The sequence below is a fragment of the Chryseobacterium sp. MHB01 genome, assembly GCF_034651565.1.
Taxonomy (GTDB): domain Bacteria; phylum Bacteroidota; class Bacteroidia; order Flavobacteriales; family Weeksellaceae; genus Chryseobacterium; species Chryseobacterium nepalense.
In genome coordinates this window covers 131935-145472 of sequence record NZ_JAYEDA010000003.1, presented here as the reverse complement: position 1 = coordinate 145472, position 13538 = coordinate 131935, and the positions used below count along the sequence as shown (strand labels likewise).

Sequence of the window (13538 nt, the reverse complement as noted above, 5' to 3'; positions counted from 1 at the left end):
ATGACGGAAAATTTTATAATAATTATTTAAAGATTTTAATTTTCGAATAAAGTGTATTATTGAATCTGACTGCATTTGGGGCATATTCCGCTGATGACAAAATTATAACTATGCGCCGTAAAATTTTCAGGAAGATTAATTTCAGGAACCACATTTTCAATACAGGTCACTTCTTTACAATTTTCACAATTAAAATGTAAGTGATTATGTGAGTGTCTTTCCTTATGGCAATGGTTGCACTTCGCATAATTGACAACCCCGTCCATATTGATAATTTTATGAATTTTTCCTTCTTTTTCAAGCCTTTCCAAAACACGGTATATCGTTACCCGATTGCAGAGACCATTGAGCTTTTCCTGTATTTCATGATGTGATAAAGCACTGGTAGCATTGCTTAAGAGATGGAGTATTTCTGTTTTTGCCTGGGTATTCCGTACCTGTTTCATATTGAATTGCTAATGAAAATATGATGTAATATGCAACAAAGTTACAATAAGAATTTGTATATAATCTTAATATATAAAATGATAGTGCCTAATATGATGACATGCTTAAACATCAGATAGATTTTAGTCTATAATCGCGTGAAAAATTAATCAAGGGTAATCCACACCGGAGCATGGTCGCTGCTTTTCTCCCATCCGCGGACATGCTTATCCACGCCTCCTGATTTCAGATTTTTAGACAGATAAGGACTCAGCAATATATGATCCAGCCGCATTCCCGCATTCCGGCTGTAGGAATTATAAAGATAATCCCAAAATGTATAAACAGTTTCTTCGGGATAAAGCGTACGGATAGAGTCTGTCCAGCCTTTTTTTAGAATTTGCTGGTATGCTTTTTTTACCTCAAGCCGATATAAAGCATTATCTTCCCAACGTTCAGGTTTGTATACATCAGATGCGGTGGGAATTATATTGAAATCTCCAATGACAACTGCGGGAAGATCCATTTCTATAAGCTGATTCAGTCTTTTTTTTAGACGTTTGATCCATGAAAGTTTATAATCGAATTTTGGTCCGGGATATGGATTTCCATTGGGGAGATAGAGACAGCATATAACGGTCTGGTTAATGATTGCTTCAATATACCGGCTTTGTTCATCTTCCGGATCTCCGGGTAAAGATCGCTGAACTTCGGTGATTTCCATATCTTTTGCCAGTATTGCAACACCATTCCAGCTTTTCTGTCCTTTCCAGATTGCGTTGTAGCCTGCAGCATTGATTTCACTTACAGGAAATCGTTCCTGCGGAGCTTTCAGCTCCTGAAGACATACAATGTCAGGTTGAGCTTCTTCCAGCCAGCGAAGTAGGACAGGAAGTCTTCCGTTTATTCCGTTTACATTATAAGTTGCTATTTTCATAAGCTGCAGGGATTTATTTTTTTCATATCCACAATATTTGTTCCATATGAAAGCTATGTTAATGCGTAATTTATTATAAAAAATAAGTTGTGGTATCATAAATAACTTATTTGTTAAACTTTGGCAAATAAATTGTTACTATCAGCGTGAGCAATATAATTGCTATTTATCTTTAACCATTTTACAATAATATTATGAAAAATTCAATTTTAACAGTTCTTGCGGTTGCTGCAATGGTAGCTTGTAAGAAAAATGAAACTACAACTTCCGACCAGTCTGCAGATTCAACAACAATGTCTGCTCCTGCAGATACCTCAATGAATAGGGGAGATTCTGCCACTACAGCGATGTCGGATTCCAATGCTGCGAACAGCACATTAAGTGCTCAGGATAAAAAATTTGCAGACGCAGCAGCGACAGGTGGTATGATGGAAGTAATGCTTGGACAGCTTGCTTCAACCAATGCTTCTAGTGCAACTGTAAAATCATTGGGAGCAATGATGGTAAAAGATCATGGAAAAGCCAATGATGAACTTAAAAAGTGGGCTTCTGCGTCCGGATATACCTTACCGACAAATTTGAACGCTGACCAACAGAAAAAACACGACGAGCTTAAAGCTAAAAAAGGAGCAGAATTTGACCGTATGTATGCAGATCTTATGGTAACAGATCACCAGAAAGATATTGCTGAATTTAAAAAGCAGGCTTCTGAAGGATCTGAAGCATCTCTGAAATCTTTTGCAAGCAGTACTCTTCCTACATTGGAGCATCATCTGATGGAATCCGAAAAAGCAAAGACTGCTGTAAAATAAATATAAACATATTCAATATTTATTATAAATCCAATTTAATTACGGAAGATCAAAACTCTTCCGTAATTTTTTTATCAATTATTTAATTACTTTTTACTTACATACCGATTGTTTTTAAGGTAAAACCGAAGCGGCAGTTGGGCATGTTCATCAGCATAAGCAACCCCGATCCGTGGGCTAGAAGCAATATCCTCCGTACGATACTGTAATCCCGAATCTTCAATCCAAATATCTTCTCCTGTCAACGATTTTATGTTGAAGGTCATATCGATACCCAAAGCTTTGCAGACAGATCCGGGACCTGAAGAAATGGATTTGTCGGATGAAGACCTGTTTCTTCTGTTTTCTATAACAGAGAACCCCTGGTATGGCTCGACAGATCTTATAAGAACACTTTTAGGATCATTTTTTAGTGAAACCACAATATTAAAAAGATGATGAATGCCATAACATAAATAAATGTAAGAATATCCACCCGGCTGATACATGGCTTCTGTTCTCAATGTCCGCCGTCCGCCGTAAGCATGAGAAGCTTTATCCTCTTCTCCGAAATACGCTTCTGTTTCAGTAATAATTCCGGCGGTGATTTCTCCGTTTCTCTTTGTGAAGAGTATTTTGCCTAAAAGATCCTGGGCAAGGAAAATAACATCTTTATTATGAAAATATTCTGGTTTTAGCTTTGCCATAAAACAGCGTTTGATTGAAATGTAATAATTTTTTTACTGTTAAACGTATATTTTTCTTTCAATAATTTTAAGATAATTTTCCTTTTCAAGCTTTTTGATGCATCTTACCACGGTTTCGGTTCGCAAACCCGTGATTGCAGCAAGTTCTTTTCTGGTAAAAGGAACTTCAAAAGCAAATTTAGACATATTGTTGCTGAAACTTTTATGATATTCCAAAGCGCCTTTAATCCTGATTTCGGGATGAAGCGACGAATTGTTCTGCAGCATGATGTATTTATAATACAGCCGTTGGGATAAAAAACTGTTGATATCCCTTGAAATATTGGGGTTTTCATCCAAAAGCTTCATGAATTTTTCTTTAGAAAGAGTAATAATGCTTGTAGGCTCAATGGCAACTGCATTTACGGGATATTTTTTATCAATAAAAAGCAAAAGTTCACAGACACTGAAACCATTATGCAGAACAGCAAGAATAAGTTCTTTGCCGTCTTCATTAAAATGGCTTAGCTTTATCCGTCCTCTTCTGATTTGGTAAAACAGTCTCGGCGTATCTCCTTCGTTAAAAATAATCTCAGAATTTTTCAGGTCTTCAACTGCTGCACCGTACGATAGCAAAAGTTCTTCTTCAATTAGCATGGATATGGTTTAAGGTTAAAAAGCTGTGAAGATGTATTCTTGACATCTTATCCTTCGAAGTTATTATTATAAAAGCAAAAAGATTATGACCTATATCATATCACCCTCATTTTCTTTAATATGAAATTTCATATAACCATCATAATAAAACAAATTGTATTTGCATTGATTAAAATCAATCATATTGTTAGAGTTCTTTCGTAAATTCGATAGAAGCAGAAAACAAAATATTGATTATCATATGAACAGCAAAACGAAAGACAAGGCAGTTCCAAAAGGAAAATTGTTGATTATCGGGGGAAAAGAAGACCGTGATGGAACAGAAGTGGAAATAAAGGATAAAAATAAAAATTTCATCCCTCACGAAATTCTTCAGCTTCTCATAAATGATAAGGCAGACAGAATTGAAGTCATTACCACGGCAAGTTCAGAGCCTGAAAGCATGCGCGAAACCTACACCAAAACATTTAAAGAAATAGGATATACTAATTTCGGATTTATTCATTTCACCGGTAAAGCTGAAGATGAATATGTTCAAAGAATCAGAAAAAGTAAAGCTGTCTTTTTCACCGGAGGCGATCAGAACAGAATTTGTAATGAAATAAAAAATACCGAAATCTGCGATGTACTGATGGAGAAATACCTCGGTGAAAAGGATTTTATAATTGCCGGAACCAGCGCAGGAGCAATGTGCATGCCTGAAATTATTATTTGTGAAGCCGAAGATGATGAGGCGATTTTGGAAAATGATATTAAACTCGCATCAGGACTTGGACTTTTATCGGGCTGCATTGTAGATACTCATTTTGTTCACAGAGGAAGGTTTGGAAGGCTGGCACATGCCGTAATGCTTCACCGTGAATGTTTCGGAATTGGTTTGGGGGAAGATACTGCACTTTTAATTGAAGAAGGAAAGAAGGCAATCTGTAAAGGATCCGGGATGGTGATCGCAATGAGTGCGAAAGAAATCGGAAAAACAAATATAGAAACAGTGGAAGAGGGCCATCCTGTATATGCAGAAAATATAAAAGTTCATATCATTACGGACGGCTGTTCCATCAATCTGGAATCCGGAGAATTCAGGGCTTCCTAAAACTCAGGAATAAAACAAAAGGAATATGCAATTTCAGCAGATTCCTTTTTTATTTATATTTTAAAAATTACTTATTTCAAGACCAGCAGGCCATTTATTTTTGAAACAATATGATCAAGATCAAAAGGTTTCGCAACAAAATCATTTGCTCCCGCATCTGCTGCAATATCATCTCCGTCCACGCTTGCGGAAAGTACGATTACCGGAAGATCTTTAATGTCCTGTGTGTTTCTGATTGCCTTTAAAACCTGGTCACCCGACAAAAGGGGCATCCAAAGATCAAGAAGAATAAGATCCGGTTTGTCGATCTGGATCTGCTTAATGAGGTTCGTACTGTTGATTTCGGTGAAGACGGTAAAACCTTCAGATTCCAGAAGCATCTCCAGGACATCAAGTATACCTTGGTCATCATCACAGACCATTATTTTTTTGCTATTCATTCTTAGTGATTTTTCATAATGGGTAATGTAAAACTAAACGTAGAACCTGCCCCGATTTCACTTTCTACCCAAAGTGTCCCGCTGTGGTTGGCAATAATTTCATGTGAAATATAGAGTCCGATTCCCAGTCCCGGAAATTTTTTCTGTATTTCTCGTGCCCTGAAAAATCGGTCGAAAATTTTTGCTTTATCCTGAGCACTTATTCCCATTCCGTAATCTGTGACCGAAACTTTCACGAAATTTCCAACCCTGTTGATATAAATATCTACTTTATCTGATCCCGGAGAATATTTTATGGCATTCGATATCAAATTATTAATAACCTGTGAGATCTGCAGCTCATCCCCCATAATCGTAGCATTGGTGGATCCTGTTAATGAGATGTTGTGACTCGGTGCAGATACGGAAAGATTATCAACGGTATCGCGAATGGTTTTGTCAATATCAAAAGGATCAAGATGGAGTTCTATATTTCCCGACTGTATCTTGGAGGTATCCAGAAGATCCGAAATAAGCACGTTCAGACGGTCTACATATACCGATACTTTATCAAGAGTTGTATTGAATCTCTCCGGAGAATTTTCCGGAACCATTCTCTGTAAAAGCTGTACAAGACCTTTTATAGTGGTCAGAGGTGTTTTAAGCTCATGACTTGCAATGGAAAGGAAATCATCTTTTCTTCGGTCAAGTTCTTTCTTTTCTGTAATATCTTCAATTGCAATAAGAATTCTGTCTTTATATTGACCTTCAAATTCAATACGATAAGCATTCAGGAGCATTACTTTTTTACCAATATGTGGAAAATCGTGTTCTACTTCATAATCAATTACCGGATTATTGGTCGGTAATATTTTCGTCAGGAGTTTTTTCAGAGGATCAATATCCCATTGATGATTACCCAGTTCAAAAAGGATTTTTCCTACGGTATCTTCTGAAGTTACTTTAAATGAATTTAAAAAATGCGTATTTGCACTTAATACTTTATAATCAGCATCAAGTACCAACAGACTTTCCCTCACGGTCTGAACAATACTTGAAAGAAAAGTCTCACTGTCTACAAGTTCTTTTGTTCTTTCAAGGATCTTTCTTTCTACTGAAGATTTTTCTTCCCTCAGCTCATGCTCTGCTTTTTTACGTTCCGTGATATCATTTTGCACTCCGATAAAATGAGTAATAATGCCTTCTTCATTTTTTACAGGAGAAATATAAAGTTCATTCCAGAAGAGTTTTCCGTCTTTTTTGTAATTTCTTATTTCAAGTTTGCTGTCTTTTCCTTTTCTGATGCATTCTTTAATGAATTCTCTTTCGGGCTGAGATCTGTCCTGTCCCTGAAGAAACCGGCAATTGTGCCCAATGATTTCGTCATGTGAATATCCTGTTATGGTTTCGAAGGCCTTGTTACAGTAAATAATTGGATTGTCCGGCTGGGTATTATCGGTGATGATAATTCCGCAGTTGGCCGAGTTCAGTGCCTGTATATAGATGTCAATGTTGTTATTCATCGGATTATAGCTGTTTTGTAAAGTTTCCAAGCTTTAAACTTTCATTGATATGCAAATATGAGAAAAAGCAAAATGTTTTGCAAATTTCCATAAATGCTACAAGGTTATTCGCAAATAATATGCCTTTAATATATTTTTTAAATTTAATCTTAAAAAAAATAATTGTTTTTTACTTTGAATTATAATTGGTGTATGATTAATCTCAGAAGAATATATCTTTGTGCTTTATACTGAAACATGAAAAAAGTCGGAATTATAGGTTATGGTTGGTTGGGGTCAAGAATAAGCAGAAACTTTGCTGAAAATTTTGAGATGCATGCTACCACAACATCACCGCAAAAGCTCAAAAATATTCGCTCTGAAGGAATTCAGGCGGATCTTGCAGTTTTTAATGAAGATGAAAAGCAATTTCCGGATCCATGGAATATTGCTCCGGAGCTTGATGTCATTATTATCACGGTTCCTTTTTCAGAAAGAAGAACATCAAAGGAAATACTGCAAAAAAAGCTTTCAAACTTAATTTCATTCATAGGAAAATTTGAAAAACAACTGTTTTTTATGAGTACCACAAGCGTTTACCCTGACGAACCGGGTATTTTTAAAGAAGAAATGTTGCCTTCAGAAAATGTTTTTACAGAAAATAAAATTAAAGAAGCTTTTCCACAGATTAACATTCTGAGGCTTGGCGGATTGATGGGAGATTCAAGGTTACTGAAGAATTTTAAGATCTCGGATCTGTCCGGAGTTGTCAATCATGTTCATTATGAAGATGTTTCAGCAGTGATCCTGAAAATGATTGAAAAGGATGTTCGTAGGAAAGTTTATAATGTTGTGGCGCCGCTTCATCCTTTAAAACAGGAAGTGATTGCCGCTCAGAATAATCAACATACTGATGATATGCAGTATAATAATAAAGAAAGAATCATCTCGTCTGAAAAACTCATTACTGAATTAGATTTTACCTTTATACATCCTGATCCGAAAAACTTTCATCTGGATTAATAATATTAATTTAATGTAAATTCATTTATATAAGAAAATATTTTCAGGTTTTGCTAAAAAATGGTCTGCTTTATGCTAAGACAATAGTGAGCTGGTTAAAAGCTTACACCATAATCAAACACCTTAAAATATTAAATTATGAAAGAATTTACACAATGGGAAAATTCCCCGTCGCTTAACAGAGAAATTGAACGCCAAAAAGCCCTTAAAGTTCTTGAAAAAGCAAAAATGATAAAAAGAAAAGTTGTTTTCCTGCCTAAAGGAGCTACAGGAAATGCAAGATTGAACGATATTTTTTAACGTATCTATTTAAAAAGATTTTATTTATATTGCGAACAATACAATAGACCATAGCAGTTTCTGTTATGGTCATTTGTTTAAACAAGGCTTTACAAAGTCAAATGAACAAGGACCGTGAAAAAATGATAATCGATATGAGTTTTCCGGAACAAATTAATGCCGGTAAATCTTTTGTAGGATCTGAAGATATTATTTAAATCTGCAAAATTAATTATTGTAAGCTTCTGACATTCACATTCGGACTTTCTCCTTTCGGTACGATAAAGATTGCATCATCATTTACAGAATCGCCGCTGTCAAGGTAATATCCCGCAACAATAGGAATGATAAAGCTTTGGTATTTACCATCCTTGGTGTAAGCCCAGTAAGTAACATTTACATTTTGAGGCTTAAGTTTAAGATCAATTTTTTTTGATGTAAGTTTAGCTCCTGTAGCATTAATACAGTTAACTTCCACTAGTGTATTGCTGGGAACGAGCTGCGGAGCATTACTAAGCCGGACATTATAGCTTTTTTGAGTATTGTTCACCAATTTTGCAGATACCTTATAACGGTCGAATTCTTTGCCGCCAACAGTTATCGCTTCTTTATTAAGGATATTAAAGATAACGGAAAGTCCGTTAACATCTACTGCTTCACCATCTGTTATTTTCTGTGCACTGACAAAAGAAAAAGAGGTAACTAAAACGAAAATAGAAGAATAAAATAGTTTTTTCATAATAATATTGAGTTTAGAATGGTGTATATTTTAAATAAAATTAATGAAAATTATGAATATACCACACTTCTTTACTAAAGTTTAATATTATAGAAGCTTAAATGATTTATGCTTGAAAACATTGTCCTTGGTTAAAACTTTATTTACCTTTATCATACCAAATTACTGATATGAAAAAATATACCATTGGAGCATTGTTGTTCTCAACAATGTTTGTTGGTATTAATGCCCAATCCTTACAATCTCCTGACGGAAAGTTTGAGATGAACTTTCAGTTGAAGCAGGGAATTCCGTATTACAATCTGAAATACAACGGAAATGTAGTGGTGGAGGATTCTAAATTGGGGCTGAGATTATTTAAAGATACCGCCATTAAATTTGCTTCGGAAATCGCAAAACCCGAAGATGCCAAATTTGACCTCAACAACGGCTTTACCAAAACAGAAGAAAAAAGGGATTCTAAAAATGAAACCTGGCAGCCTGTGTTGGGAGAGAAAAAAAATTATATCAATCAATACAATGAATTGGCGGTAACTCTTCATCAGGACGCTACAGATAGAAATATTGTGGTTAAATTCAGGCTGTTCAATGACGGATTAGGATTTCGGTATGAATTTCCCCAGCAGAAAAACCTGAATTATTTTGTGATCCGTGAAGAAGACTCGGAAATTGATTTTCCAACGGATATGAAAGCATGGTGGATTGTTGCTGATTATGACTCCCAGGAATACCAGCCGCAGACAACAAAAATCTCTGAAATTACCGGTCGATGGGATCAGGCATTTGATAAACATTCTTCCCAGACTTTAATAAAAAATGCCGTACAGTCTCCTTTAATGCTGAAAAAAGAAGGTAAAGATCCTTTGTACGTAAATGTTGGAGAGGCAGCGGTGTTAAATTATCCTGCTTCACATCTTGAAGTAGATCCGGCTAATTTTAAATTTAAAACACATCTTACTCCTGATAAGCAGGGTGCAAAAGGATACATCCAAACCTCTTCCGTTTCCCCGTGGAGAACAATCATCGTTTCTCCTAAAGCAGAAGAAGTTTTAGCATCTAAAATGATGTTTAACCTGAATGAACCTACAAAATATACCGATACTTCATACATTCACCCTACAAAATACATGGGTGTCTGGTGGGAAATGATCATCGGAAAATCACAGTGGGCGTATTCTACAGCCAATAATGTGCACATCGGAGAAACTGATTTTACAAAGCTCACCCCAAACGGAAAGCATGCCGCCAACAATACAAAAGTAAAAGAATACATCGATTTTGCAGCAGCCAACGGTTTTGGCGGATTACTTATCGAAGGATGGAACATCGGCTGGGAAGACTGGATCGGTCATAATAAAGAATTTGTTTTCGATTTCATTACACCTTATCCTGACTTTGATATTAAAATGCTGAACGATTATGCGCATTCAAAAGGAATTAAATTAGTGATGCACCACGAGACCTCAGCATCTGCAACCAATTACGAAAGGTGGGCCGATCAGGCATTTCAGCTGATGAACAAATATGGTTATGATGCCGTGAAAACGGGTTATGTAGGGGATATGGTTCCAAGAGGTGAACATCATTATTCCCAGTGGACGATCAATCATTTCTATAGAATTGCAGAAAAAGCGAATGAATACAAAATCATGGTGAATTCTCACGAATCGGTAAGACCGGGAGGAGAGAGCAGGACGTACCCAAACTGGATTTCAGCAGAAGCAGCTAGAGGAACGGAACATGAAGCTTTTCAGGGTAATAATCCGGATCACCAGACGATTCTTCCGTTCACGAGATGGATGGGAGGATCTATGGATTATACACCGGGGATTTTCCAGACGAAACTGGATTATTATTTTCCGGGTGATAAACGTTTTGTGAAAACAACGCTGGTAAAACAACTCGCTTTGTATGTGGTTATGTACATGCCGCTTCAGATGGCTGCAGATTTACCGGAGAATTATCAAAAGCATATGGATGCTTTCCAGTTTATTAAAGATGTCGCTGCAGACTGGGATGATACGAAGATTTTATCGGCAGAACCGGGAGATTATATTATCACGGCCAGAAAAGCAAAAGGCACAGAAAACTGGTTCGTAGGAGGAATCACCGACGAAAACAAACGTGATTACACGGTAGATTTTTCATTTTTAGATAAAGGAAAAAAATACGAAGCCACGATTTATGAAGATGGAAAAGATGCGGATTACATCAACAATCCACAGAGTTACAATATCTACAAAAAACAGATCACAAGTAAGTCTAAAATCAATTTTAAAATGGTGAGAAGTGGCGGTTTCGCGATTTCAATAAAACCATTGTAAGCATATACATAAACTTGTCAAAGTTTTAATTTTCTGATCTGAAGAAAGAAAAGCTCCGGTTAATTCGATTAACCGGAGCTTTTAACTTTAATGGTGTCTTACACCTTTTTGGTGGTAATTAATATCCTTATTTACCGCTTCATAATTTTTTGGAATATTTCCGGACTGTTCATCAAATGCATGATTTCCCGAAAAATTCTGTTCCGTTACCGGAGTTTCAAAATGGATTTCTTTACCATTTTTATAAAGTTTATTATCAAAAGTCCGGTATATTTTATTCTCCTCATAGGTATTTCCGTCGGGAGCCGTAAAAGTTTTCACTTTCGATTTCTTTTTTCTGTTTATTCCCCAGGCAACTGCTGTTCCTGCTCCTACAAGCGCTAGCGCTATTTTTATTTTGTTATTCATAATATGATGATTTTTAATTAATTAAATGTTAACCGTTACGGCTGACCGCTTCCTCCTGCAGCACCGTAAATCTGGCCGGTAGAAAAACTGGCGTCATTCGCGGCAAGTTGCACAAAGATTGAAGCAAGTTCTGCCGGTTGTCCAGGTCTTCCCAAAGGGGTATCCGCCCCGAATTTTACAAGATTTTCCTGTGTCTGTCCGCCACTCACTTCAAGAGCGGTCCAAACGGGCCCCGGAGCAACACCGTTTACCCGGATTCCTTTGGGACCAAGCTGTTTGGCTAAGGATTTTACATAACTTGTTGTTGCCGCTTTCGTCTGTGCGTAATCATAGAGATTTTCAGAAGGATCATAAGCCTGAACCGAAGAAAGTCCGATAATAGAAGAACCTGGTTTTAAATGAGGCAAGGCAGCTTTTGTAATCCAGAAAGGTGCATAAATATTGGTTTTCATCGTTCTTTCAAATGCTTCAGTACTGATATCCAAGATTGATTCATGGGTTTTTTGATGTCCTGCATTGTTGACAAGGATATCAAGTCCACCCAGCTGTTGCACAGCCTGTGCAACAAGTTTTTTACAAAAGGATTCATCCCGGATATCTCCCGGAATAGCGATCGCTTTTCTTCCTGCTTTTCTGATAAGTTCAATAACTTCTGCTGCATCAGATTCTTCTTCAGGTAAATAATTAATCGCAACATCCGCTCCTTCACGAGCATAAGCAATTGCTGCAGCCCTGCCTATTCCGGAATCTCCGCCCGTAATTAGCGCTTTTCTACCCATAAGTCTTCCTGACCCTACATAGCTTTTCTCGCCATGATCAGGGACGGGATCCATTTTGCTTGCCAATCCCGGGAAAGGCTGCGACTGGCTTTTAAAAGGGGGCCGCGGATATTTTGTTGTAGGATCTGTGAGATCAGGACCTGTAGAATTTTTTGGTTTTTGATTTTGTGATTGCGCAAACGCTCCCGGAGAAACAGCAGCAACTGCAACAGTAGCCGCAATCTTTCCAAGAGCATTTCTTCTTGTGATTGATTTTTCCATAATATCAGATTTGGTGTGGTATGGCCTTAAATGCCTTTCAATAATGTATAGCAATGAATATTCCAAGCTGCACAAACTTTTATTTTTTTAACAGAAATTGCAGATAAGGTTTGACGTTCATCTAAAAAAGACCAAGTTTTGAATGAATATTTTATTAAATTTATATCTCAGCGGCAAGATAGTTGCTAAATTTTAATACCCAAATGACAATTTATATGAGCCTGCAATTAACCAAAGAACCAAAAAAAAGAAGTGAAAAAAATAATTCGGATCATTTTCTGAATGATGTTCTTACCGGTCTTCAAAGCAATCCTAAACATTTATCTTCAAAATATTTTTATGATAAAACAGGAGACGAGCTTTTTCAGAAGATCATGGCAATGCCGGAATATTATCTTACCCGATGTGAACTTGATATTTTTAAAAATAAAACGTCCGGACTTGCAGAAGCTATCCGATCCGATGAGCAACCTTTTGATCTGATTGAACTCGGAGCAGGAGATGCCATGAAATCGACATATCTGCTTAAATATTTAAGTGAAAAACGAGCCGATTTTACTTATATGCCGATCGATATTTCGGGTAATATTTTATCCGTACTTGAAAATAATCTTAAAGATAAACTTCCTGAAATCAATATTAAAACTCTTGAAGGAGAATATTTCCAGATGCTGAAAAAAGCAATGAAGCTTTCATCAAGAAGAAAAGTAATTTTATTTTTAGGGGGAAACATCGGGAATATGACCAGTAAGGAATCGGAAAAATTCTGTACTTCACTACATCAGCTATTGAATAGTGAAGATATTGTTCTTATCGGTTTCGATCTTAAAAAAAATCCTTTTACCGTATTGAATGCTTACAGCGACAAGTCAGGAATTACGGCAGAATTTAATCTGAATCTTTTAACGAGAATCAACCGTGAGCTGGGTGGAAATTTCGATATTGAACAATTTGAACATTATGAATCGTACGACCCGATTACAGGAGCGTGCCGAAGTTTTCTGATAAGCTTAAAAAATCAGCAGGTAAAAATTGAAGAAGAAACAATTGATTTTGCTGAAAATGAAGTGATTGATATGGAAGTTTCACAGAAGTTTTCAAAATCGGACATTGAATATCTCGCTGAAAAATCGGGATTTTCAATAACTAGGAACATCAGTGATTCAAAAGAGTGGTTTATAGACAGCATCTGGAAGGTAAACAAATAAAAACAA

General features: G+C 36.5%; 15 protein-coding genes. 6 read left to right on the top strand and 9 right to left on the bottom strand.

Annotated features, from left to right (window positions below):
* Nucleotides 1-56: 56 nt before the first annotated feature.
* Nucleotides 57-446, bottom strand: a complete 390-nt coding sequence (locus U9K52_RS06875) for a Fur family transcriptional regulator (protein WP_322925736.1) — start codon at nt 444-446, stop codon at nt 57-59.
* A gap of 146 nt (nt 447-592) precedes the next feature.
* Nucleotides 593-1363: an exodeoxyribonuclease III gene (gene xth / locus U9K52_RS06870; protein WP_263603227.1), complete on the bottom strand. Its 771-nt coding sequence runs from the start codon at nt 1361-1363 to the stop codon at nt 593-595.
* 194 nt (nt 1364-1557) lie between these two features.
* Here xth and U9K52_RS06865 point away from each other — a divergent pair, with 194 nt between their 5' ends.
* A complete protein-coding gene (locus U9K52_RS06865; RefSeq protein WP_322925735.1) occupies nt 1558-2175 on the top strand; it encodes a DUF4142 domain-containing protein in 618 nt (205 codons plus the stop codon).
* An 86-nt stretch (nt 2176-2261) separates the two neighbouring features.
* Here U9K52_RS06865 and U9K52_RS06860 read toward each other — a convergent pair whose 3' ends face one another.
* Together U9K52_RS06860 and U9K52_RS06855 are read right to left on the bottom strand one after the other, a co-directional pair.
* Nucleotides 2262-2861, bottom strand: coding sequence for a DNA-3-methyladenine glycosylase (locus tag U9K52_RS06860; protein ID WP_322925734.1), 600 nt, complete (start codon nt 2859-2861; stop codon nt 2262-2264).
* A gap of 39 nt (nt 2862-2900) precedes the next feature.
* The gene (locus tag U9K52_RS06855) at nt 2901-3497 is read right to left on the bottom strand and encodes a Crp/Fnr family transcriptional regulator (protein ID WP_322925733.1); all 597 of its coding nucleotides are present in this window, start codon (nt 3495-3497) and stop codon (nt 2901-2903) included.
* A 241-nt stretch (nt 3498-3738) separates the two neighbouring features.
* On the opposite strand from U9K52_RS06855, the gene U9K52_RS06850 reads away from it, so the two are divergent.
* Nucleotides 3739-4590 carry a cyanophycinase gene (locus U9K52_RS06850; protein WP_322925732.1) on the top strand — a complete coding sequence of 284 codons (852 nt, stop codon included), beginning with the start codon at nt 3739-3741 and terminating at the stop codon, nt 4588-4590.
* A 71-nt stretch (nt 4591-4661) separates the two neighbouring features.
* On the opposite strand, the gene U9K52_RS06845 is transcribed toward U9K52_RS06850, so the two are convergent.
* Nucleotides 4662-5030: a response regulator transcription factor gene (locus U9K52_RS06845; protein WP_248393105.1), complete on the bottom strand. Its 369-nt coding sequence runs from the start codon at nt 5028-5030 to the stop codon at nt 4662-4664.
* 2 nt (nt 5031-5032) lie between these two features.
* Complete coding sequence (locus U9K52_RS06840) at nt 5033-6532, bottom strand: PAS domain-containing protein (RefSeq protein ID WP_322925731.1); 1500 nt, start codon at nt 6530-6532, stop codon at nt 5033-5035.
* Nucleotides 6533-6769: 237 nt separating this feature from the next.
* Between U9K52_RS06840 and U9K52_RS06835 the strand changes: the two genes are divergently transcribed.
* Together U9K52_RS06835 and U9K52_RS06830 are read left to right on the top strand one after the other, a co-directional pair.
* Nucleotides 6770-7534: a hypothetical protein gene (locus U9K52_RS06835; protein WP_322925730.1), complete on the top strand. Its 765-nt coding sequence runs from the start codon at nt 6770-6772 to the stop codon at nt 7532-7534.
* A 138-nt stretch (nt 7535-7672) separates the two neighbouring features.
* Nucleotides 7673-7834 carry a hypothetical protein gene (locus U9K52_RS06830; protein ID WP_248393111.1) on the top strand — a complete coding sequence of 54 codons (162 nt, stop codon included), beginning with the start codon at nt 7673-7675 and terminating at the stop codon, nt 7832-7834.
* Nucleotides 7835-8045: 211 nt separating this feature from the next.
* Here the strand turns inward: U9K52_RS06830 and U9K52_RS06825 are convergent, their stop codons facing one another.
* Complete coding sequence (locus tag U9K52_RS06825) at nt 8046-8552, bottom strand: hypothetical protein (RefSeq protein ID WP_322925728.1); 507 nt, start codon at nt 8550-8552, stop codon at nt 8046-8048.
* 170 nt (nt 8553-8722) lie between these two features.
* Between U9K52_RS06825 and U9K52_RS06820 the strand changes: the two genes are divergently transcribed.
* Nucleotides 8723-10876, top strand: a complete 2154-nt coding sequence (locus U9K52_RS06820; RefSeq protein WP_322925727.1) for a glycoside hydrolase family 97 protein — start codon at nt 8723-8725, stop codon at nt 10874-10876.
* A gap of 87 nt (nt 10877-10963) precedes the next feature.
* Here U9K52_RS06820 and U9K52_RS06815 read toward each other — a convergent pair whose 3' ends face one another.
* Entirely contained in the window at nt 10964-11284 is a 321-nt protein-coding gene (locus U9K52_RS06815; RefSeq protein ID WP_248393119.1) for a hypothetical protein, read from the bottom strand.
* Nucleotides 11285-11319: 35 nt separating this feature from the next.
* Nucleotides 11320-12324, bottom strand: coding sequence for an SDR family oxidoreductase (locus U9K52_RS06810; RefSeq protein ID WP_248393120.1), 1005 nt, complete (start codon nt 12322-12324; stop codon nt 11320-11322).
* Between the two features lie 215 nt (nt 12325-12539).
* Here U9K52_RS06810 and egtD point away from each other — a divergent pair, with 215 nt between their 5' ends.
* Nucleotides 12540-13532 carry an L-histidine N(alpha)-methyltransferase gene (gene egtD / locus U9K52_RS06805; RefSeq protein ID WP_322925726.1) on the top strand — a complete coding sequence of 331 codons (993 nt, stop codon included), beginning with the start codon at nt 12540-12542 and terminating at the stop codon, nt 13530-13532.
* The last annotated feature ends 6 nt before the right edge of the window (nt 13533-13538 follow it).

What these genes read in the sequence shown, in the direction of transcription:
- U9K52_RS06850 (WP_322925732.1), top strand. Translation starts at nt 3,739, where the DNA reads ATGAACAGCAAAACGAAAGACAAGGCAGTTCCAAAAGGAAAATTGTTG.
- U9K52_RS06835 (WP_322925730.1), top strand. Translation starts at nt 6,770, where the DNA reads ATGAAAAAAGTCGGAATTATAGGTTATGGTTGGTTGGGGTCAAGAATA.
- U9K52_RS06845 (WP_248393105.1), bottom strand. Translation starts at nt 5,030, where the DNA reads ATGAATAGCAAAAAAATAATGGTCTGTGATGATGACCAAGGTATACTT.
- U9K52_RS06825 (WP_322925728.1), bottom strand. Translation starts at nt 8,552, where the DNA reads ATGAAAAAACTATTTTATTCTTCTATTTTCGTTTTAGTTACCTCTTTT.
- U9K52_RS06820 (WP_322925727.1), top strand. Translation starts at nt 8,723, where the DNA reads ATGAAAAAATATACCATTGGAGCATTGTTGTTCTCAACAATGTTTGTT.
- U9K52_RS06855 (WP_322925733.1), bottom strand. Translation starts at nt 3,497, where the DNA reads ATGCTAATTGAAGAAGAACTTTTGCTATCGTACGGTGCAGCAGTTGAA.
- U9K52_RS06875 (WP_322925736.1), bottom strand. Translation starts at nt 446, where the DNA reads ATGAAACAGGTACGGAATACCCAGGCAAAAACAGAAATACTCCATCTC.
- U9K52_RS06810 (WP_248393120.1), bottom strand. Translation starts at nt 12,324, where the DNA reads ATGGAAAAATCAATCACAAGAAGAAATGCTCTTGGAAAGATTGCGGCT.
- xth (WP_263603227.1), bottom strand. Translation starts at nt 1,363, where the DNA reads ATGAAAATAGCAACTTATAATGTAAACGGAATAAACGGAAGACTTCCT.
- U9K52_RS06840 (WP_322925731.1), bottom strand. Translation starts at nt 6,532, where the DNA reads ATGAATAACAACATTGACATCTATATACAGGCACTGAACTCGGCCAAC.
- U9K52_RS06860 (WP_322925734.1), bottom strand. Translation starts at nt 2,861, where the DNA reads ATGGCAAAGCTAAAACCAGAATATTTTCATAATAAAGATGTTATTTTC.
- U9K52_RS06815 (WP_248393119.1), bottom strand. Translation starts at nt 11,284, where the DNA reads ATGAATAACAAAATAAAAATAGCGCTAGCGCTTGTAGGAGCAGGAACA.
- U9K52_RS06830 (WP_248393111.1), top strand. Translation starts at nt 7,673, where the DNA reads ATGAAAGAATTTACACAATGGGAAAATTCCCCGTCGCTTAACAGAGAA.
- U9K52_RS06865 (WP_322925735.1), top strand. Translation starts at nt 1,558, where the DNA reads ATGAAAAATTCAATTTTAACAGTTCTTGCGGTTGCTGCAATGGTAGCT.
- egtD (WP_322925726.1), top strand. Translation starts at nt 12,540, where the DNA reads ATGAGCCTGCAATTAACCAAAGAACCAAAAAAAAGAAGTGAAAAAAAT.